Here is a 19613-nt window from a genome sequence, read left to right as displayed (position 1 = left end):
GGCCCATGACAATGGGCGGCGACCACCATTATCAGTTCGGTCCGTTCCGGCTCGACCCGGCGGCGGGCATTCTCTATCGCGGGGCCGAGCCGACCATGCTTGGACAGCGCGCAATCGCGCTCTTGCGGCTCCTGCTCGACAGGGCGCGCACGCCGGTTTCGAAGGATGCGCTCGTAGAGGCCGGCTGGGGCGGATTGGCGGTTTCCGACAACAATCTGACGGTGCAGATCGCAGCCTTGCGTCGGGTGCTGGCGGGGTCGGATGCTGAGAGCTGGATCGAAACGCTACCGCGGCGCGGCTATCGGTATGTTGGGCCAGCCGTTGTCACCAATGTTCCCGGTGCGTCCCCCACTGCCCGCGCCGCGTCGGCACTGCCATTGCCCGAAAAGCCCTCCGTCGCGGTCCTGCCGTTCTCAAACCTGAGCGGTGATCCGCAGCAGGATTACTTCGCTGACGGTATGGTCGACGACATCATCACCGGTCTGGCACGCATAAACTGGCTCTTCGTGATCGCGCGAAATTCGACCTTCACCTACAAGGGCCGAGCCGTGGATGTGAAGCAGGTCGGCCGCGAGCTTGGGGTGCGGTATGTCCTCGAAGGCAGCGTGCGCAAGTCCGACAGTAATGTGCGCGTAACCGCGCAGTTGATCGACGCCGAGTCCGGAGCGCATGTATGGGCTGAGCGCTATGACCGTACGGCAGAGGACATTTTCGCGCTTCAGGACGAAGTTGCTTTGTCAGCGGTCGGCGCAATTGCGCCGAGCGTGCGGAAAGCAGAAATCGGACGTGTCAAGCGAAAGCGCCCCGACAGCCTCGATGCCTACGATCTCGTGCTGCGGGCTCAGCCTGAGGTCGATTCAGGTATGCCGGAGCAAGTGAGGAGTGCGTTGACGTTCCTCGAGCGGGCAATCGCGCTTGAACCTGCCTATGCGCTGGCGCATGGCAATGCTGCAATGTGTCATCACTGCTTGTTCCTTCGCGCCGGCTTGCAGGAGATCAACCGTGCCGCCTCGATCCGCCATGCTCGCTTAGCCGTTACCCATGGGCAGGATGATGCGCTCGCTCTGACCTGGGCTGGATTTTCCATCGGCATGGATGGGCACGACCGCATCGCCGCGTTCACAGCGTTGGAAGCAGCCCTGGCGATCAGCCCGTCATCGGCACTGACCTACATTCTCGGTTCCGTAATTCTCGGTTGGGGCGGCGAAGCTGAGCGCGCGATGGAATGGAGCGAGCAGGGTATGCGACTCAGTCCGTTCGATTCGTGGGGGTGGGCGGCGTATGACGCGCAGGCGATGAGCCATTTGCTGCGCGGGCGTTACGAAGAAGCTTCTCGTGCGGCCTACAAGTCCGTTCAGGCCAATCCTGCGCACAGCATCACCTACGTGCAATTAGCCGCTGCACTTGCCAAACTTGGGCGGCTCGACGAAGCGCGGGCAGCCGCTGCGCGGGTGCTCGAACTTCATCCAAGCTTTCGCTATAGCCTCCAGTTTGCGGGCGTTAATTGCGCGCCGGCGCTCGCCGAGGCTCTTGGCAGTGCATTGCGGGCGGCAGGGTTGCCAGAGTAGTGCGAGATGAGTTTACGTCCTAACCGGCTGGCGATCTGGAGACGCTTGCGTCTCTTAGCTAGCTAGGGCGCGACGGCCTTCCTCCAATAGGATTGCTTCGGGTCACAACGCGGCATCCCTTTGGTCAGATCGCGTGGCCGCTTTATTCTCCAAAGCAGACATCTCGGATTTATGAGCACGCCCTATCCGCGCAGCCTGACGCGGTCCTCGCGCGCGCAATCGGTGACGAAGCCGATCACCGCCCGCACCGACGGCAGCTCGACCAGATCGGGATGGGCGAGCAGCCAGAGGTCGGAGAGGCTCGAGAGCTTTTGCGGCGCGACCCGTACCAGATCGGGATAGTCGGCGCCGACCAGGCAGGACAGCGCGCAAATCCCGAGCCCGGCGCGCGCCGCCGCCAGCATGTCGCCCTGCGAGGAGCAACGCATCACCAACGTGCCCTGCCGGGTGATGACATCGCTCCAGCGCGCCAGACGCGCATTCGAGGCCTGGTCGGCAAACCCGATCACGCTGTGCCCCCGCCATTCGTCCGGCCGCTCCGGAAGCTTGCGTCCGACCGCGTAGAGCCGCGACGCATAGAAGCCGGCGCCGAGCCGCCCGATCCTGCGCCCGATCAGGTTCTCGTCCCCGGCATCGACCGGGCGCAGCACCACGTCGGCCTCGCGCCGCCGGACGCTTGCCGGAAACGGGTGAGTGATGATCTCGAGCTGGATATTGGCGTGATCGCGCAGGAACGGCCCGAGCCGCGGCATCAGCCAATGCGCCGCCAGCGTCGCGCCGATCGACAGCTTCACGACGCCGCGCGCCTGCTCGCCGGTGGCGGACGCGGCCGCCTCCGCGCGCAGCGCCGCGGCCGCCATCGCTTCGGCATGTTCGCGGAACTTGCGGCCGTGCGAGGTCAGCGACAAGCCGTCATTGGAACGGGCGAACAACCGGGTGCCGAGCTGCTTCTCGAGCGCCGCGACGTTGCGACCGACGGTGGGATGGCTGATGCGCAGCCGCCGCGCCGCGCCGGCGAGGCTGCGCGTTTCCGCCACCGCGACGAATGTCTTGCAAAGCTCCCAGTCCATGCGCCCGCCCGCCTGCGCCTTGTTCATTTCTGGCTGATCAGCCGTTCAATATTGAACGCCATGACGCGGCCGTCCAGCCTTATATTGCGGCGCGCCGGGAGAGCCGCCGCTCCGGCCATCACAACACATCGCGATCCGCTCCGGCTGCCGGCCGGGCGGTCCACCCATGGAGGATCCGAAGAATGCCGTTGCCTGCTTCGCTCGCCAACAAGCTTGAACTGCCGGTCGTCGGCTCCCCGCTGTTCATCGTCTCGGGGCCCGAGCTCGTGATCGCGCAGTGCAAGGCCGGCGTCGTCGGCTCGTTTCCGGCGCTGAACGCCCGCCCGGCCGAGAAGCTCGGCGAATGGCTGACCCAGATCGAGAACGAGCTTGGCGAGTACCAGGCGCTGCATCCGGAGAAGAAGGTCGCGCCCTACGCGGTCAACCAGATCTGCCACGCCTCCAACGACCGCCTGATGCGCGACATGGAAACCTGCGTGAAGCACAAGGTGCCTGTCATCATCACCTCGCTGCGCCCGCCGTCCGAGATCGTCGAGGCCGCGCATTCCTATGGCGGCGTGGTATTCCACGACGTCATCAATGTGAAGCACGCGCGCAAGGCCGCCGAGCAGGGCGTCGACGGATTGATCCTGGTCTGCGCCGGCGCCGGCGGCCATGCCGGCACGCTATCGCCCTTCGCGCTGGTGCGCGAGGTCAAGCAATGGTTCAAGGGCACGATCCTGCTGTCGGGCGCGATCTCGGACGGCTGGAGCATCGCGTCCGCCCTCGCGCTCGGCGCCGATCTCGCCTATATCGGCACCCGCTTCATCGCCACCGAGGAAGCCAACGCCGACATCAGGTACAAGCAGGCGCTGACCGAGTTTGCCGCTCACGATATCGTCTACTCCAACCTGTTCACCGGCGTGCACGGCAATTATCTCGGGCCGTCGATCGCGGCGGCAGGCCTCGATCCCGCCAATCTACCGGTCGCCGACAAGACCAAGATGAATTTCGGCTCCGGCGGCAACACCAAGGCCAAGGCCTGGCGCGATATCTGGGGCTCGGGCCAGGGCATCGGCCAGATCGTCGACGCCCCGCCGGTCGCCGAACTGGTGGCGCGGCTGAAGGCGGAGTTTAATGAGGCGCGCAACGACTTCATGAAGGCCAGCGCCTGACGCTGGACGATCGCCTGGAGAGACCCGGTATGATCATCAGCGGCGACCGACAGATCAGCTATAGCGACATTCACGCCCGCATCGCGCGGGCGGCCACCGGCCTGCGCGCGCTCGGCGTGCAGGGCGGCAAGCCGGTCGGCATGATGCTGCGCAATGACTTCGCGCTGTTCGAGGTGGTCGCGGCCTCCGCCGCGCTCGGCAGCCCGGTGGTGCCGATCAACTGGCATCTGAAGGCCGACGAGGTCGCCTACATCCTCACCGACAGCGGCGCCGACACGCTGGTCTGCCACGCCGATCTGCTGCCGCAAATCCGCGAAGGGTTGCCGCCCGCGATCAAACTGCTGGTCGTACCACGCCACCGGAGATCGCCGCCGCCTATGGCGTGACGCCGGCGCTCACGGCTGTGCCTGACGGTATGACCGACTGGGACACCTGGCGCGACACACATCAGCCGCTGACCGACGCACCGATCGGCGCCGCGCCGATGTTCTACACCTCGGGCACAACGGGACTGCCGAAGGGCGTCAAGCGCAAGCCGATGCGGCCCGAGCAGCAGGCGGCGGCCGCGCGGGTCGGCGCCCTCACCTACGGCGTCAAGCCGAACGAGGGCCAGGTGATCCTGATGAACGGCCCGATGTACCATTCGGCGCCGCACTCCTACGGCATGCTCGCGTTCCGCAGCGGCTGCGCGATCGTGCTCGAGCCGCGGTTCGATCCCGAGGATCTGCTGCAACTGATCGAGCGCCACCGTGTCACCCACATGCACATGGTGCCGACCATGTTCGTGCGGCTGCTGCGCCTGCCCGAGGAGACGCGCCGCCGCTACGATTTGTCGTCGCTGCGCTTCATCGTCCATGGCGCGGCGCCCTGCCCGGTCGACGTCAAGCGCGCGATGATCGAATGGTGGGGGCCCGTCATCAACGAATATCTCGGCTCGACCGAGACCGGCATCCCGGTCTGGCATTCCTCAGCCGAGGCGCTGGCCAAGCCCGGCACCGTCGGCCGCGCCATCGAGGGCGGCATCGTCAAGACGTTCCGGCCCGACGGCACGGAGTGCGACGTCGGCGAGCCCGGCGAGATCTTCATGCGCCAGACCGCGACGTCGGATTTCGATTACCACGCAACGCCAAGGCGCGCGCCGAGGCCGACCGCGACGGCCTGATCAGCGTCGGCGATGTCGGCTATCTCGACGCCGACGGCTACCTGTTCCTGTGCGACCGCAAGCGCGACATGGTGATCTCGGGCGGTGTCAACATCTATCCCGCCGAGATCGAGAATACGCTGATCGGCATGGACGGCGTGCGCGACTGCGCGGTGTTCGGCGTTCCCGACGACGAGTATGGCGAGCGGCTGTTCGCCTGCGTCGAGCCGGAAGCGGGCGGCACGCTGTCGGTTGCGGCGATCCAGGATTTCCTGCGCGACAAGCTCGCCAATTTCAAGGTGCCGCGCGACATCCGCTTCATGGAGGCGCTGCCGCGCGAGGCCACCGGCAAGATCTTCAAGCGCAAGCTGCGCGACCTCTACCGCGAAGGACAGTTGAGCTGAACGATATGACGGTGAAGCGAACGGCGTTTGAAACTTAGTTGCTGTTGCAAATGGCCGGCAATCGACGCAACGATGCGCCCCGCATCTGAAGCTGGGATCATCGCCATGAACTCGACCGACTTCATTGTCATCCGCAACGATCTGCAGCAGTGCAAGGTGATCGAGACGCGATTGCCCGATGCCGCGGCGCTGCCGGCCGACGCGCTGCTGGTGAAGGTGACCCGCTTCGCCTTCACCGCCAACAACATCACCTATGCCGTGATCGGCGAGCAGCTGAAATATTGGCAACTGTTCCCGGCGCCCGAGGGCTACGGCATCATCCCGGTGTGGGGCTTTGGCGAGGTGCTGGCCTCCAAGCATCCCGCTGTCGCCGCCGGCGAAACGCTGTTCGGCTATTTCCCGATGGCGACGCATTTGGTGATCGAGGCGGCCGACGTCAGCAAGCGCGGCTTGCGCGATGGCGCCGCGCACCGGCAGGAGGTCTCGCCGGTCTACAACGCCTATGCCCGCGTCTCCGGCGATCCGACCTATGCCGGCCAGCAGGGCGATTTCCGCGCGTTGCTGCTGCCCCTGTTCATGCTCTCGTTCCTGGTCGACGATTTCCTCGCCGAGAATGCGTTCTACGGCGCGCGCCGCGTCATCCTGTCGTCGGCCTCGAGCAAGACCGCGTTCGGGCTCGCCCATCTCCTGCATAAACGAGGTATCCGGGTGATCGGGCTGACCTCCAAGAGCAATGTCGATTTCGTCACTTCGCTCGGCTGTTATGACGAGGTCGTCACCTATGACCGGGTCGCGGCGATCCCACCGGCCGAGCCTGTCGCCTATGTCGACATGGCCGGCAACAGCGCGCTGCGCGAGGCCCTGCACCGGCACTTCGGCGATCGGATGGTCTATTCAGGCCGGGTCGGGCTGACGCACCGCGCGAGCGAGCCGGACGAGCCGACGCTGCCCGGCGCCAAGCCGGTGTGGTTCTTCGCACCGGACCAGATTCGCAAGCGCGCCAAGGAATGGGGTCCCGGCGGCATCGACCAGCGCTTTGGCGCCGCATGGTCCGAGCTCGTGCCGCATCTGCCCAATTGGCTCGACGTCGTCGAGCGGCGCGGCCCGGCCGCGGTGCGCGAGGCCTATCTCGATACCCTGCAGGGCCGCGTTCCGCCGGACCAGGGCCTGATCCTGTCGCTGGCCGAATAGGCGCTATCCCGTCACGCCCTTTCTGCGGCCTCGCGAATGGGTATAGGCTTTGCGGCAATGGGAACGCCGCCAAAAAACTGACCAAGGGCGGCCGATGACGAGAAACGCCCGATGCTCGACAAGACGGACGATATTTCGGTCGCCGCCGACAACTGGCTCGTGCAGTTCGAGGATGCGCTGGCGAGCCCCGACGATGTGCTGCTGAAGCCGCTGTTCCACCCCGACAGTTACTGGCGCGACGTGCTGGCGCTGAGCTGGAACATCCAGACCGTCAACCGCGCCTTTGCCATCATCGAGGAACTGCCCGCGCATGCGCGCCGCAGCACGCCGCGTGACTTCCGCATCGATGCCGATCGCGCGGCGCCCCGCCGGGTGACGCGCGCCGGCACCAGTTCGATCGAGGCGATCTTCAAGTTCGAGACCGCCACGGGCCGCGGCCACGGCATCGTGCGGCTGATCCCTGATGCCGCCGACGGCGACCGGCTGAAGGCCTGGACCTTGCTGACCGCGCTCGAGGAGCTCAGGGGTTTCGAGGAGCAGCAAGGCCATACGCGGCCGCGCGGACAGGCCTATTCGCGCGACTTCCGCGGCCCGAACTGGCTCGACCTGCGCAAGGCGTCCGCCGAGTATACCGGCCGCGATCCGGATGTGCTGGTGGTGGGCGGCGGACAGGCTGGGCTTGCGATCGCCGCCCGGCTGCAACAGCTCAAGCTCGACGCGCTGATCGTCGACCGCGAGGCCCGCGTCGGCGACAATTGGCGCAAGCGCTACCACGCTCTGACCCTGCACAACCAGGTGCAGGTCAATCATTTGCCCTACATGCCGTTCCCGCCGAACTGGCCGACCTACATCCCGAAGGACAAGCTCGCCAATTGGTTCGAATCCTATGTCGATGCCATGGAGCTGAACTTCTGGACCGGCACGGAATTCGTTGGCGGCAGCTATGACGACGCGCAGGGCCGCTGGAGTGTCGAGCTGCGCCGCACTGACGGCACGACACGGACCATGCAGCCGCGCCATGTCGTGATGGCGACCGGCGTCAGCGGCATCCCCAATCTGCCCGACATCCCCGGTTTGAAGAATTTTTCCGGCAAGGTCATGCATTCCAGCCGCTACGAGGATGGCGAGAGCTGGACCGGCAAGCGCGCGCTGGTGATCGGCACCGGCAACAGCGGCCACGACATCGCGCAGGACCTGCACTCCTCCGGCGCCGAGGTCACGTTGGTGCAGCGCTCCTCGACGCTCATTACCAACATCGAGCCGTCCGCGCAGCTGGCCTATGCCGCCTATAATGAAGGCTCGCTCGAGGACAACGATTTGATCGCGACCTCGATGCCGCTTACGCTCGCCAAGCGCAGCCATGTGCTGATGACCGAGCAGTCGAAGGAGCTCGACAAGAAGCTGCTCGACGGCCTCACCCGCAAGGGCTTCAAGCTCGATTTCGGCGACGGCGGCACCGGCTGGCAGTTCAAATACCTGACCCGCGGCGGCGGCTATTACTTCAACGTCGGCTGCTCCGACCTCGTCGCGAGTGGCGCGGTCGGATTGAAGCAATTCGCCGATATCGAGACCTTCGTCAGCGACGGCGCGCGGCTGAAGAACGGCGAGACGGTGCAAGCCGATCTCATCGTGCTCGCGACCGGCTACCGGCCGCAGGAAGAGCTGGTGAAGAAGCTGTTCGGCCCGGCGATGGCTGCGCGCGTCGGCCCGATCTGGGGCTTCGGCGACGGCCAGGAGCTGCGCAACATGTACACCCGCACGCCGCAGCCCGGCCTGTGGTTCATCGCCGGCAGCCTCGCGCAATGCCGCATCAACTCGCGCTATCTCGCGCTGCAGATCAAGGCGATCGAGGCAGGCCTGCTGCCGCGCGACGTCGGGCCACGCGCCGATCTTTCATAACTCCCCACCGTCATTCCGGGGCGATGCGCAGCATCGAACCACAGATGCGCAATCGCGCATCGGGGAATCTCGAGGTTCCGGGTTCGCTCCACGCCCCGGAACGACATCAGAGAGGAGAGACCTCATGCCAACCATCCTCGGCACCGGCGAGCATCGCTATCGCGTCGTCGAGAACTTCGCAAAGCTGCCGGACGGCTGGAGCCTGACCGATGTCGCCTCCGTCGCGGTCGACAGCAAGGACCGCGTCTACGTCTTCAACCGCGGCGACCACCCGATGGTGGTGCTCGATCGCGAGGGGAACTTCATCCGGAGTTTTGGCGAAGGCGTGTTCTCGCGTGCCCACGGCCTGCACATCGACGCCGACGACAATCTCTATTGCACCGACGACGGCGACCACACCGTGCGCAAGTGCTCCACCGACGGCAAGGTGCTGCTGACGATCGGGATTCCGAACAAGCCGGCGCCGTTCATGAGCGGCGAGCCGTTTCATCGCTGCACCCACACCGCACTGTCGCCGAACGGCGAGATCTACGTCTCCGACGGCTACGGCAATGCCTGCGTCCACAAATACACGCCGGACGGCAGGCTGCTCAAAACCTGGGGTGAGCCCGGCACCGATCCCGGCCAGTTCAACATCGTGCACAACATCGCGACCGACGCCGATGGCTTCGTCTATGTCGCCGACCGCGAGAACCACCGCGTCCAGGTGTTCGACGGCAACGGCAAATACGAGACGCAGTGGAACAATCTGCACCGGCCTTGCGCGCTGTGCTGCTGCTCTGGCGGCAAGCAGCCGAACTTCGTGATCGGCGAGCTCGGCCCCGGCATGGCTGTCAACCGCAAGGTGCCCAATCTCGGCCCGCGGCTGTCGATCGTGGATCGCACCGGCAAGCGCATCGCCCGCCTCGGCGGCGAGCACGGCCCCGGCGTCGAGACCGGCAAATTCCTGGCGCCGCACGGCCTCGCGCTGGATTCGCGCGGCGACATCTATGTCGGCGAAGTCGGCGTCACCGACTGGAAGACCAGCTTTCCGGACACCGAGATGCCGGCAGCGGTGCGCGTGACGCGCTGCTTGCAGAAGCTGGAGAAGGTGACGGCCTGAGCTCGCTTCATCACCGTCACCCTGAGGAGCGCGCATCGCGCGCGTCTCGAAGGGTCGACGGCCCCGCTGGTGGCCGTGCATCCTTCGAGGCTCGCTCCGCTCGCACCTCAGGATGACGGGACTGGCAGCGCGCGGCGGGTAGCGACGGTCACTCTCCCGCCTTCACCGCCGCCATCAAATCTCCCCGATCACCTCGCGGCGGCGCTGCTCCGATTCTTCGGCGTAGCGCCGCATCGCGTGCGCTTCGGTGAGCAGGCCGATCGGCCGCCGGTCGCCGTCGCCCTCGACCACCGCGAGCGATTCCGCTTCGGCGGCGTCGAACACCGCGATCGCCTCCTGCACGTTCATGCCGGGATGCAGCACCACGTCGGCGTAGCGCAGGATGGCGGCAAGGCCCTTGTCCTCCTCGAGGTCCGGCGCGTGCGCTTCCGCGACCAGCGCGAGCCCGGCATAACGTCCCTCGCCGTCGACCGCGACCACCTGGGTTTTCGAGCCCGGCGGGAATTCCTCGCGGAACGCCTCGATCGGCATCGCGGCATTCACCGTCGTCATGTCCTGGCGCATCATCTTGCCGACCGTGAGATCGCGGATCCAGCCGATATCGGCGGCGCTTCGGATGGTCTCGCCGCGCAGATGCAGCCGCCAGGTCGCGAACGAATAGCCGAACAGCTCGCGGGTGATCGTGGTCGAGATGATCACCGCGACCAGCACCGCGGTGGTGAGCCAGAGATTGCCGGTGGATTCCAGCGCGATGAACGACATCGTGAGCGGACCGCCGATCACCGAGGCCGACAGCGCGCTCATCCCGATCACGGCATAGGCGTTGGGATCGAGATCAAGCCCAGGCCACACGATGTCGACGCCGGCCGCGAACAGCCGGCCGCCGAGCGCGCCCATGAACAGCGTGGCGAAGAACAATCCGCCGCGGAAGCCGGAGCCGAGCGACACGATCGAGGCGAGCGCCTTCAGCGCGAACACGCCGGCGATGAAGGCGAGCGGCATCGCCACGATGCCGGCGAAGCGCAGCGCGCCATGGCCCGACGACATCACCTGCGGCGTCAGCAGCGCCATGGCGCCGACCGCAAGCCCGCCGAGCGCCGGCCGCAGCGGTTGCCAGAGCCGGGTCTTGGTGAGCAGCGCCTCGCACAGCGTCACCCCGCGCATGATCGCAATCCCGGTCAAAGCGGCGACCATGCCGAGCAGCGCGGCAATCGCAAGATCCCGCCCGAGCACGTCGCCGACGGTTCCAACACCGACGCCGAGCGGCAGCGGCTCGAAGGCATGGGCGACGAAATAGCCGGTCACGGCCGCCACCCCGACCGGGGTCAGGCTCGCCGGCGTGTAACCGCCGATCACAAGTTCGAAAGCGTAGAACGCGCCCGCAAGCGGCGCGCTGAAGGCCCCGGCGATTGCCGCCGCCGCGCCGCAGCCGACCATGATTCGCTGGTCGTTGCGGCGGAGATGGAAACCGCGGCCGAGCGAGGCGGCAAGGCCGCTGGACAATTGGGTGTAGCCGGCCTCGAGCCCGACCGAGCCGCCGACGCCGCTCGACCAGATCGTCTGCAGCGCCACGATCACGCTGCCGCGGAACGACATCCGCCCCCCATAGAGCGCGTTGGCCTCGATCGGGTCGATCTCGCGGGCCGGCCGGACCCGCAGCAGCAGCAGGAACGCGATCCCCAGCAGCAGGCCGCCAGCCATTGGAACCAGCAGCGCGCGCACCGGATCGATGCTGGGCTGGCTCGACAGCCGTTCGCCCAGCGGCAGATTGAACAGCACCGAATGCAGCACCGTGACAAGGCTGCTCATCACCGCCACCACGAGGCCGCCAATGGCGCCAATCAGCACCGCCAGCACCACGAGGCTGGTCTCGTGCGCACGTACAAATGCGCGCAACCGGCGCGGCGCCTCGAGATAGCTTGTGGTCGTGGTCATCGGCAGGGGTCCGTCACTGGCCGAGGGGCTTGCGGCTCCCTTTACGGGCCTCGCGGGCGGGAGGCAATCGGGGCAGGAACATGGCAGGGGATGGCGGATAAGCTGCTCATTGCTCTTCACAATCCCGTCACGCTGCCTGTAGTATGTGAGTGCATGCTGCTTCGCAGCTGGTGGGAGTCAGGAGCGTTATTTGAACGCACATGTCTCGCAAGGCGGTTGGCCGGTGCTGGTCTTGAATGCGGACTTCCGGCCGCTGAGTTATTACCCGCTGTCGCTCTGGTCCTGGCAGGACGCGATCAAGGCGGTGTTCCTCGATCGTGTCAACATCGTCGAATATTACGACCGGGCGGTACGAAGTCCTTCCTTCGAAATCCAGTTGCCCAGCGTCGTATCCCTGAAATCCTTCGTCAAGCCGACCACCCACCCCGCCTTCACCCGGTTCAACGTCTTCCTGCGCGACCGCTTCTCCTGTCAATATTGCCTGTCGCCAGACGACCTCACCTTCGATCACATTATTCCGCGCAGCAAGGGTGGCCAGACCACCTGGGAGAACGTCGTCGCCGCCTGCTCGCCCTGCAATCTGCGCAAGGGCAATCTGACGCCGCAGCAGGCCAAGATGTTTCCGAAGCAGACGCCCTACGCCCCGACCGTGCATCAGCTCCACCGCAACGGCCGGCTGTTCCCGCCGAACTATCTGCACGAGAGCTGGCTCGACTATCTCTACTGGGATACTGAGCTCGATCCATAAGGCGGCGCGGACGTTCATCGCCGAACTTAGGTGCGACCGAATACAAGCCGCAATTGTCGAGCTATGCCGGCTGCTTCGTGAGGGCCGCCTCACCTTCTTCGCGTCCGGGCACGCTGACATGGACTTCATGTCCCAGCCTGATCGCCAGCGCTGCGGCGGCGGTTGCCGCCTCGAATGCGGCTTCCTTGGTGGCGTATCCGGCATTGAGATTGCCATCGTGCAGGACGCCCCATTCCTCGCCGGCCGCGATCACCGCGTATTGAGCCAAACCCATCATGTCCTCCTTGCGCAAGACGGCGCTGCGTCACCTGCCGTTGCGCCGATATGTCTTGCGGACGACCGGCCAACGGCCGGTTCGGAGCGAGGTTCCTACGCGCAAACGGCCCGGCTCCGGCCCGATTAGGAACGAAGCTGCGTCGGCGGCGTCGGACTTGAGTGGTGATGAACAGGACGCCAATCATGGTCCGCGAAGGCCCGGCCGAACCAGCGCCGGCAAACACAATTGAGACGCCCCAGGAAAGGCAGGCACGTTCCTACGGCATGATGTTCACGTCGGCGATCATCGCGCTCGTGATCATCGTGGTCGCCTACATACTGGTGCGATAGACACGGACCGGCGCGAGCCGGGTGCCAACCACGATCTCCGTTTCGAGAATCGTGCCGACGGTCGCCATGCGTATCGCGGCACTGCCGGTTGCGCAGAAATATCCATCCGCCACCGCTTCGTTCCGCGGTCCCGCGCGTTCATGGAACATGCCCGATCGCAAAGCGAAATCGCCTTCTGCGTCTGCACGCCTGTGGCCGCTGCTGGCCGTGAACTTCTTCATGGCAGACATGCAGTCCGGGATTGGACCGTTCGTCGGGGTCTTCCTCCAGTTGCATGGCTGGACCAGCGGCCTGATCGGGACCGCGCTAACGCTCGGCAATGTCGCAGGCATGCTGATCACGACACCGATCGGCGGCTGCATCGATACGACGAACCACAAGCGGGCATGGGTGATCGTGCCGGGCGTCGCGGTCGTGGTGGCATCAACCGGCAGAATGGCCGCAACCAGGCCTTCAACCACGCCGGCAACATGGTCGGCGCCGCAGCATCCGGCTATCTCGGCTGGCAATACGGCTATGTGGCAGTGTTCGTGCTCGCCGCCCTGTTCGGCGCGGTCACGGCTGCCTGCGTCCTGATGATCCCGCCCGGCAGCATCGATCACCACGCAGCCCGCGGTAAGGAAGAAGACCCGGACAGCCAGCCCAGCGGCTTCTCCATCCTGGTCAAGCACAAGCCGCTGCTGGTGCTCGCCGTCGTACTGGCCGCGTTCCACCTCGGCAACGCGTCGATCGTGCCGCTCTACGGCCTTGCCGCGGTCGCTGGCAGTCATGCCAACGGTCCGAGTTTCGTCGCGACCACGATCGTGGTGGCGCAGGCAGTGATGATCCTCGCGTCGATCGCGGGGATGCGCGCAGCCGAGCGCCGCAACTATTGGTCGGTCCTGCTGCTGTCGTTTCTGGCGTTACCGGTGCGCGGCGTACTCGCCTTCTTCCTCTCCGGCTGGTGGGGCGTCCTGCCGGTACAAATCCTCGACGGCATCGGCGCCGGCCTGCAAAGCGTGGCCGTGCCGGGAATGGTCGCGCGATCACTGAACGGAACCGGCCGCATCAATCTCGGGCAAGGCGCGGTCATCACCGTTCAGGGCATCGGCGCCTCGCTCAGCCCCGCGCTCGGCGGCTGGATCGCACAATGGGTCGGCTACGGTCCGGTCTTCCTGGTGCTCGGCGGATTGGGGCTTGTGTCGGTCGCACTCTGGATCGGCTTCCGGTCGACCGTGCAGGAATTCTGACGTTTTCCGTGGTCGCATTTGCGTGATCGTCCGCGATGTTCGGAGGTATATCATTGTATCCTAATAGTTTGTATCCTATCTAATCCGCATGCCTCCGTCGCAATCCCATATCCACGCCGAGATCGGCCGCCTGATCAACAGGCTCGCCCGCATCTGGCGTCGCGAGTCGGATCAGGCGCTGTCCGATCACGGCCTGTCCTACGCCACGGCGATCCCGCTGCTGGTGCTGTCGCGGCAGGGGGAGAACGTCCGCCAGGGCGTGCTGGCCGACGAATTGGGGATCGAGGGGCCTTCGCTGGTTCGGCTGATCGATCTGCTCGAATCCGAAGGCCTGGTCGAGCGCCGCGAGGACCCAACCGACCGGCGCGCCAAGACGCTGCATCTCACCGTTTCAGGCGAAGCCAAGGTCGAGCAGACCAACCGGGTGCTACGCCGCGTGCGCGCAAGCCTGCTGAAGGATATCGGCAGCGATGAACTTACGGTAACCTTCGAGACGCTCCAGCGCATCGAGCAGCGCGCGAGCCGCCTGCAGGACGCCAAGAGTGTTCAAGGCAAGACTGCTGCAGAAAAGACTGCTGCAGAGGCGAGATAGTCATGCGCGCGGAAGAGCCGTTCCTGGTCCGCCACGCGGACCTCATCTTCGCGTTGAAGACGTTCGCCGCGTCGATGCTGGCGCTCGTCATCGCATTGGCGATCGATCTGCCGCGCCCCTATTGGGCGATGGCGACGGTCTATATCACGTCACAGCCGCTGGCCGGTGCGACCAGCTCGAAGGCGTTCTTCCGCGTGATCGGCACCCTGGTCGGCGCGAGCATGACGGTCGCCCTGGTGCCGAACCTGATCAACGCGCCGGAACTGCTGTGCCTTGCGATCGCGCTCTGGGTCGGCCTCTGCCTTTACCTGGCGCTGCTCGACGGCACGCCGCGCAGCTATATCTTCATGCTGGGGGGATACACCGTCGCGCTGATCGGATTTCCATCGGTGGCCGACCCCGGCAGCATCTTCGATGTCGCGCTGGCGCGGGTCGAGGAGATCTCGCTCGGGATCATCTGTGCCAGCCTGGTGTCGACGGTGGTGTTTCCGCGCAGCGTCGCGCCGGCGGTCGGCGGCCGCGTCAGGAGCTGGCTGGCGGATGCGCGCCGCCTGTCCCGCGACGTGCTGCTTGATCGCGGCACCAGCGAGACGCGCCGGGCCCAACGCCTCCACCTTGCGACCGACATCGTCGAGATCGATACGCTGGCGACCCATCTCGCCTACGACCGGCTGGCCGACGCCGGCACCATACGTGGCCTCGGTGAGGTCCGGCTGCGCATGCTGATGCTGCTGCCGATCGTCACGTCGATCGAAGACCGGCTGGCCGCACTCGGCGAAGCGGCGCTGCAAAGCCAACCGGAGCTGCGGCGCCTGATCGGCGACCTCGCCGCATGGATCGTGGACGAGGATCGCTCGCGGCAATCCGGCGAGCAGATCCGCGCCGCGATCGCCAAACGGCAATCGGCACTCGACGGCCTCGCGCCGCGGGAGCGCATCATCACCATCAGCCTGCTGCTGCGGCTGCGCGAGCTTGTCGACATCTCAGCCGACTGCCGCGCGGTCGGCGATGCGATTGCGGTGGGCCAGGATATCTCTGCCGTCCCGCTGGCATTCCACCCGGAGGCGGGCGCCGCGCCGGTCCGTCATCGCGACCACGGCATGGCGCTGTGGTCGGCTGCCGGGGCGGCGGTAGCGATCCTGATCTGCTGCGGCGTGTGGATTGCGACCGGCTGGCCCGACGGCGCCTCGGCGCCGATGATGGCGGCGGTCGCCTGCTCCTTCTTCGCGGCGCAGGACGAGCCGGCGCGCAGCATCCGGGCCTTCGGCCTGTTTTCGCTCGTCGCAATCGTCGTGGTCGCGATCTATCAGTTCGCGCTGGTGCCCGGCATCTCCCATATCGAGGTCCTGATCGCCGCGCTGGCGCCGACCTTCCTGACATACGGCTTCCTGATCGCGCGGCCCAAGACCGCGCCGATCGGCATGGCGCTCGCCGCCAACACCGCGACGCTGCTCGCGCTGCAATCGACCTACAACGCGGATTTCGCCAGCTTTGCCAACACGGCGGTCGCCTTCTTCCTCGGCGTCGTCATCGCCGAGATCGTGACGCGGGTTGCGCGCGGCGTCGGCGCCGAATGGATCGCCAAGCGCCTGATGATGTCGAGCTGGCAGACGCTCGCAGTCGCCGCCGAGCGGCGCGGCCGCGGCGATCGCGCGCAGTTTGCCGGCCTGATGCTGCATCGGCTTGGACTATTGGTGCAGCGCATCGCCTTCATCTCCGAGAGCGACCGCCGCGATGCCGACAGCCTGGTCCAGCTGCGCATCGGGCTCAACATCATCGACCTCAGGCGGGCCCGCTACGGCCTCGCGGCGTCGACCGTGCGGGCCATCGACGACATGCTGGACGACCTCGCGGCATCGTTTCGCGCTCATGTGGACGCGGCGATGCCGGCCGAACTGCTGTCGCGCATCGATGCGACGGTGACCGCGGTCGTCAAGGACCCCAATGAGCGTGCGCGGGACGATGCATTGCTCGGCCTCGTCGGCATCCGCCGCGGCCTGTTTCCGGATGCGCCTGCGTATCGATCGCAGCCCGAGGAGAGTTTTGCTGCATGAGGTATGAGCTCGACATCTATGGTGTCCTGGTCCCGGCGCTGCTGCTGTGGCTCATCGTTGCCTACGCGCTGAGCGCGGTGGTGAACCGGATCATGCAACGCTTCGGGCTCTACCGGCTGGTCTGGCATCGCGCACTGTTCAATTTCGCCCTGTACGTATGCCTGCTCGGCGTCGTCGTCTATTTTTCGGAGTTTCTGCCATGAAGGGGAATTTCGCCTGGCTCGGCCGGGTCGCGCTGACCGGGATCGCGCTCGTCGCTGCGCTGGCCGTCGGTCGCGCGCTCTGGGTCTACTATATGGAATCGCCATGGACCCGCGACGGCAGGGTCCGCGCCGACGTGGTTCAGGTTGCTCCCGACGTGTCCGGCTTCGTCACCGACGTGCTGGTCAAGGACAATCAGCAAGTGCATCGCGGCGACATCCTGTTCCGGATCGATCGCGCGCGCTTTGCGTTGGCGTTGCAACAGGCCGACGCTGCGGTCGCCGGCCATCGTGCCACGCTGGATCAGGCTGAATCCGATCTCAAACGCTACAGCTCGCTGACCACCGATGCGGTGTCGCAGCAGAAGCAGGAGCAGGTGCTGGCCACGCAGCTGCAGGCCAAGGCCGCCTATGACCAGGCGGTCGCCGATCGCGCCGTCGCTCAGCTCAACCTCGATCGCAGCGAGGTGCATGCCTCGGTCAACGGCACCATCACCAATATGGACCTGCGGCCCGGTGCCTACGTCACCGCGGGCAAGGGCGTGATGGCGCTGGTCGACACCGATACGCTGCATGTCGAGGGCTATTTCGAGGAGACCAAGCTGGCGCGCATTCGCGTCGGCGACAAGGCGCAGGTGCGGCTGATGGGCGAGCCGGTCCGGCTCACCGGACGCGTCGAGAGCATCGCGGCTGGCATCGCGGACCGCGACCGCACCGACGGCGCGAACCTGCTCGCGAACGTCAATCCGACTTTCAGCTGGGTCCGGCTCGCACAGCGCGTCCCGGTGCGCATTGCGCTCGATCATCTGCCCGATCGCATCGCGCTGGTCGCCGGCCGTTCGGCAACGGTCGAGATCATGAACTAGCCGGCCCGACCAGACGCGCCGGCAGCGGCATCAAGCCGGCCGCCCTGGTTGCGGACTCCGCCGGCAAGCGCGTCTATTGCACGCCGTAACGTTTGAAGTCGTCGCCGATGCTGCCTTGAATTGCCTTGGCCGCCGCGATGTCGGCATTGCCGGCGGCCTTGTCGCCCTGCTTCAGCTTCGCCAGCCCGCGTCCATAGAGTGCGCTTGCCAGCTTCGGATCGATGCGAAGCGCGGAGCTATAGTCGTCGATCGCCGCGCCAAGCTCGCCGGTCTTGAGATGGATCAGGCCGCGCGAGTCGTAGGTCGCAGCGTTGGCCGGCCCCGATTGCAGCGCCTTGTTGCAGTCTTCCAGCGCCTCCTGCAGCTTGCCGAGGATGGCCCGGCTCCAGCAGCGTCCGTTCCACACGCCTTCGAGGTTGGGCTCGAGGCGAATGGCCTGATCGTAGTCTTGCACGGCGCGGGCATAGTCATTCTTCTTCAGATAGACACCGGCGCGGTTGGCAAAGGCTTCGCCGTAGTTCGGGTTGAGCTTGATGGCCTGATCGAACGCATCGGTCGCGCGATCGTACTGGTGCTTCCTGAAATAGGCTACGCCGCGGTTGTTGAACGGCTTGGTGTAGGTTGGATTGAGCTCGATGGATCGGTCAAAATCCCGGATCGCGCGGTCATAGTCTCCCTTGCCGGTGTAGGCATTGCCACGGTTGTTGTAGGCGATCGCAAGGCCGGCCGGCGTCATGTCCTGAGCCGCATCGATCAGCGCCGAGCACGCACCGATGCGCGCGTCGGCCGCCGTGTGGTCGACGCCGCTGCACAGCTCGATATTCCGCAGGTAGTTGTTCCTCTGCGTCGGGCTCTGCGCGCCAACCGACGGTGTGAGCAGCAGCAGGATGAAAAGCGCCGCCAGGCCGCCACTCCCACCGGAACCTGCGCGAGGATTCATGTCGGGCTCCGGTTTTGACGACGCAGTCGTCGCCGATATCCGTGAGTAGCCGCTCAAGACTGACGCCCTGCTCGCCTAGCACCCTCGACAAATGTTCGGATTGAACCTGTGGTAGGTGTTCTGCTCGGGTTGCGCCGCCGGGCGTGTCGCAGGCTTCCTGAGCAGCTTGCTCTTGCCCTCTTCCACCAGCGTCGCGAACCTCACCGTGCCGTCATCGGAAATTTCGATGCGCGGCGTGGTGCCTCGAATTCCCATCGTCGCGGCGGGCGTGTCGATCTTCATGTCGCCGGTCTTCGCGATGTTGCCGGCAACGAAGGTGAACGTTCCATTGGCCAGCTTGAACAGGGTCGAATTCGACTTGCCGTTCGGGTCGTACACAAACTCGGTCATCGCCATCTTGGCGTTGCTCGACAGATTGAACGAGGTGCCATCGGTGAAGTTGATCCCGACCCGCCCATCGGCCCCGGTCTGCACCACGTCGCCCAAATAGACGCGGTCGCCAACCTTCGCCTGCAGCGGTTGGTCGGACAGGGCAGCCTGCACGACGACCGCGCTCGGATGCTCGATCGTGACCGAGCCGGTGGCGGTGACCACTGTCCCGATGAAGCTCGCTGAGGAATTTTGAACCGCGGGTTGGGCCCGCTCGGTTTGCGCCAGCATTGGACCAGGCGCCAGAGTCACGAGCGCCAAAACGAAGCTTGCAAGTAATTGAACAATCAAATGGTTACGCACGATCCCCTCCGTTGAGAAGAGCTTGTCGTGTCGCGGCGCGATGGTGATTTGGACCGCCGGGCCGTGACCGCAGGACCTCTACTGCCGACCGAGTTGCTGCAAAACAGGCCTAAGGGCCTGGTGTCGTTCGATTAAAAATTAATAAGTGGACAATTCACTTGGTAAATATACACTAAATTTAG

Annotated in this window: 18 protein-coding genes and 1 pseudogene; 13 read left to right on the top strand and 6 right to left on the bottom strand. The window is 65.6% G+C overall.

Annotation, left to right across the window (positions count from 1 at the left end; translation table 11 throughout):
- Positions 1–5: 5 nt before the first annotated feature.
- Entirely contained in the window at positions 6–1568 is a 1563-nt protein-coding gene (locus tag AKN84_RS22445) for a winged helix-turn-helix domain-containing protein (RefSeq protein ID WP_050422782.1), read from the top strand.
- 182 nt (positions 1569–1750) lie between these two features.
- On the opposite strand, the gene AKN84_RS22440 is transcribed toward AKN84_RS22445, so the two are convergent.
- Complete coding sequence (locus tag AKN84_RS22440) at positions 1751–2638, bottom strand: LysR family transcriptional regulator (protein ID WP_050422812.1); 888 nt, start codon at positions 2636–2638, stop codon at positions 1751–1753.
- Positions 2639–2820: 182 nt separating this feature from the next.
- On the opposite strand from AKN84_RS22440, the gene AKN84_RS22435 reads away from it, so the two are divergent.
- The 5 genes and pseudogenes from AKN84_RS22435 to AKN84_RS22415 all read left to right on the top strand — a co-directional run bounded on the left by AKN84_RS22435 (position 2821) and on the right by AKN84_RS22415 (position 9529).
- Positions 2821–3792 (top strand): NAD(P)H-dependent flavin oxidoreductase, encoded by a 972-nt coding sequence (locus AKN84_RS22435; protein WP_050422781.1) that lies wholly within the window; start codon positions 2821–2823, stop codon positions 3790–3792.
- Between the two features lie 29 nt (positions 3793–3821).
- Positions 3822–5337, top strand: a pseudogene (locus AKN84_RS22430) (acyl-CoA synthetase).
- A gap of 105 nt (positions 5338–5442) precedes the next feature.
- Entirely contained in the window at positions 5443–6528 is a 1086-nt protein-coding gene (locus AKN84_RS22425) for a DUF2855 family protein (protein ID WP_050422780.1), read from the top strand.
- 111 nt (positions 6529–6639) lie between these two features.
- Positions 6640–8427 (top strand): flavin-containing monooxygenase, encoded by a 1788-nt coding sequence (locus AKN84_RS22420; RefSeq protein WP_050422779.1) that lies wholly within the window; start codon positions 6640–6642, stop codon positions 8425–8427.
- 124 nt (positions 8428–8551) lie between these two features.
- Positions 8552–9529, top strand: a complete 978-nt coding sequence (locus AKN84_RS22415; protein WP_050422778.1) for a peptidyl-alpha-hydroxyglycine alpha-amidating lyase family protein — start codon at positions 8552–8554, stop codon at positions 9527–9529.
- 174 nt (positions 9530–9703) lie between these two features.
- Here the strand turns inward: AKN84_RS22415 and AKN84_RS22410 are convergent, their stop codons facing one another.
- Positions 9704–11464, bottom strand: a complete 1761-nt coding sequence (locus AKN84_RS22410; RefSeq protein WP_050422777.1) for a chloride channel protein — start codon at positions 11462–11464, stop codon at positions 9704–9706.
- A 190-nt stretch (positions 11465–11654) separates the two neighbouring features.
- On the opposite strand from AKN84_RS22410, the gene AKN84_RS22405 reads away from it, so the two are divergent.
- The gene (locus AKN84_RS22405) at positions 11655–12212 is read left to right on the top strand and encodes an HNH endonuclease (protein WP_024584725.1); all 558 of its coding nucleotides are present in this window, start codon (positions 11655–11657) and stop codon (positions 12210–12212) included.
- Between the two features lie 61 nt (positions 12213–12273).
- Here AKN84_RS22405 and AKN84_RS22400 read toward each other — a convergent pair whose 3' ends face one another.
- Positions 12274–12486 carry a hypothetical protein gene (locus AKN84_RS22400; RefSeq protein WP_050422811.1) on the bottom strand — a complete coding sequence of 71 codons (213 nt, stop codon included), beginning with the start codon at positions 12484–12486 and terminating at the stop codon, positions 12274–12276.
- 167 nt (positions 12487–12653) lie between these two features.
- On the opposite strand from AKN84_RS22400, the gene AKN84_RS47440 reads away from it, so the two are divergent.
- A complete protein-coding gene (locus AKN84_RS47440; protein ID WP_157863330.1) occupies positions 12654–12818 on the top strand; it encodes a hypothetical protein in 165 nt (54 codons plus the stop codon).
- On the opposite strand, the gene AKN84_RS45850 is transcribed toward AKN84_RS47440, so the two are convergent.
- Positions 12800–13039, bottom strand: a complete 240-nt coding sequence (locus tag AKN84_RS45850) for a hypothetical protein (RefSeq protein WP_128971069.1) — start codon at positions 13037–13039, stop codon at positions 12800–12802. The two genes, AKN84_RS47440 and AKN84_RS45850, sit on opposite strands and share 19 nt — an antisense overlap.
- Positions 13040–13204: 165 nt before the next feature.
- Between AKN84_RS45850 and AKN84_RS22395 the strand changes: the two genes are divergently transcribed.
- The 5 genes from AKN84_RS22395 to AKN84_RS22375 all read left to right on the top strand — a co-directional run bounded on the left by AKN84_RS22395 (position 13205) and on the right by AKN84_RS22375 (position 17759).
- Positions 13205–14047: an MFS transporter gene (locus AKN84_RS22395; RefSeq protein WP_244485386.1), complete on the top strand. Its 843-nt coding sequence runs from the start codon at positions 13205–13207 to the stop codon at positions 14045–14047.
- Positions 14048–14135: 88 nt separating this feature from the next.
- A complete protein-coding gene (locus tag AKN84_RS22390; RefSeq protein ID WP_050422776.1) occupies positions 14136–14639 on the top strand; it encodes a MarR family winged helix-turn-helix transcriptional regulator in 504 nt (167 codons plus the stop codon).
- A 2-nt stretch (positions 14640–14641) separates the two neighbouring features.
- Positions 14642–16693 (top strand): FUSC family protein, encoded by a 2052-nt coding sequence (locus AKN84_RS22385; protein ID WP_050422775.1) that lies wholly within the window; start codon positions 14642–14644, stop codon positions 16691–16693.
- Positions 16690–16896 carry a DUF1656 domain-containing protein gene (locus tag AKN84_RS22380; protein ID WP_050422774.1) on the top strand — a complete coding sequence of 69 codons (207 nt, stop codon included), beginning with the start codon at positions 16690–16692 and terminating at the stop codon, positions 16894–16896. The genes AKN84_RS22385 and AKN84_RS22380 overlap by 4 nt, the downstream gene beginning before the upstream one ends.
- The gene (locus AKN84_RS22375; RefSeq protein ID WP_050422773.1) at positions 16893–17759 is read left to right on the top strand and encodes an efflux RND transporter periplasmic adaptor subunit; all 867 of its coding nucleotides are present in this window, start codon (positions 16893–16895) and stop codon (positions 17757–17759) included. Before AKN84_RS22380 ends, AKN84_RS22375 begins: the two co-directional genes overlap by 4 nt.
- Before the next feature lie 73 nt (positions 17760–17832).
- On the opposite strand, the gene AKN84_RS22370 is transcribed toward AKN84_RS22375, so the two are convergent.
- Both AKN84_RS22370 and AKN84_RS22365 read right to left on the bottom strand, forming a co-directional pair.
- The gene (locus AKN84_RS22370; protein ID WP_050422772.1) at positions 17833–18699 is read right to left on the bottom strand and encodes a tetratricopeptide repeat protein; all 867 of its coding nucleotides are present in this window, start codon (positions 18697–18699) and stop codon (positions 17833–17835) included.
- A 75-nt stretch (positions 18700–18774) separates the two neighbouring features.
- Positions 18775–19359, bottom strand: coding sequence for a FecR family protein (locus tag AKN84_RS22365; protein ID WP_193399674.1), 585 nt, complete (start codon positions 19357–19359; stop codon positions 18775–18777).
- Positions 19360–19613: the final 254 nt, after the last annotated feature.

The organism is Bradyrhizobium tropiciagri, from assembly GCF_001189845.1.
GTDB classification, from domain to species: Bacteria; Pseudomonadota; Alphaproteobacteria; order Rhizobiales; family Xanthobacteraceae; genus Bradyrhizobium; species Bradyrhizobium tropiciagri.
The sequence above is the reverse complement of the archived record's forward strand: the minus strand, read 5'-3'. Positions and strand labels throughout refer to the sequence as shown.

Excerpts from the sequence above, each read along its gene's own strand:
- AKN84_RS22380 (WP_050422774.1), top strand. The coding sequence starts at position 16,690 with ATGAGGTATGAGCTCGACATCTATGGTGTCCTGGTCCCGGCGCTGCTG.
- AKN84_RS22400 (WP_050422811.1), bottom strand. The coding sequence starts at position 12,486 with ATGGGTTTGGCTCAATACGCGGTGATCGCGGCCGGCGAGGAATGGGGC.
- AKN84_RS22390 (WP_050422776.1), top strand. The coding sequence starts at position 14,136 with ATGCCTCCGTCGCAATCCCATATCCACGCCGAGATCGGCCGCCTGATC.
- AKN84_RS22425 (WP_050422780.1), top strand. The coding sequence starts at position 5,443 with ATGAACTCGACCGACTTCATTGTCATCCGCAACGATCTGCAGCAGTGC.
- AKN84_RS22415 (WP_050422778.1), top strand. The coding sequence starts at position 8,552 with ATGCCAACCATCCTCGGCACCGGCGAGCATCGCTATCGCGTCGTCGAG.
- AKN84_RS22365 (WP_193399674.1), bottom strand. The coding sequence starts at position 19,359 with ATGCTGGCGCAAACCGAGCGGGCCCAACCCGCGGTTCAAAATTCCTCA.
- AKN84_RS22440 (WP_050422812.1), bottom strand. The coding sequence starts at position 2,638 with ATGGACTGGGAGCTTTGCAAGACATTCGTCGCGGTGGCGGAAACGCGC.
- AKN84_RS22395 (WP_244485386.1), top strand. The coding sequence starts at position 13,205 with ATGGGTGATCGTGCCGGGCGTCGCGGTCGTGGTGGCATCAACCGGCAG.
- AKN84_RS22435 (WP_050422781.1), top strand. The coding sequence starts at position 2,821 with ATGCCGTTGCCTGCTTCGCTCGCCAACAAGCTTGAACTGCCGGTCGTC.
- AKN84_RS47440 (WP_157863330.1), top strand. The coding sequence starts at position 12,654 with ATGAACAGGACGCCAATCATGGTCCGCGAAGGCCCGGCCGAACCAGCG.
- AKN84_RS22420 (WP_050422779.1), top strand. The coding sequence starts at position 6,640 with ATGCTCGACAAGACGGACGATATTTCGGTCGCCGCCGACAACTGGCTC.
- AKN84_RS22370 (WP_050422772.1), bottom strand. The coding sequence starts at position 18,699 with ATGAATCCTCGCGCAGGTTCCGGTGGGAGTGGCGGCCTGGCGGCGCTT.
- AKN84_RS45850 (WP_128971069.1), bottom strand. The coding sequence starts at position 13,039 with ATGAAGAAGTTCACGGCCAGCAGCGGCCACAGGCGTGCAGACGCAGAA.
- AKN84_RS22375 (WP_050422773.1), top strand. The coding sequence starts at position 16,893 with ATGAAGGGGAATTTCGCCTGGCTCGGCCGGGTCGCGCTGACCGGGATC.
- AKN84_RS22445 (WP_050422782.1), top strand. The coding sequence starts at position 6 with ATGACAATGGGCGGCGACCACCATTATCAGTTCGGTCCGTTCCGGCTC.
- AKN84_RS22410 (WP_050422777.1), bottom strand. The coding sequence starts at position 11,464 with ATGACCACGACCACAAGCTATCTCGAGGCGCCGCGCCGGTTGCGCGCA.
- AKN84_RS22385 (WP_050422775.1), top strand. The coding sequence starts at position 14,642 with ATGCGCGCGGAAGAGCCGTTCCTGGTCCGCCACGCGGACCTCATCTTC.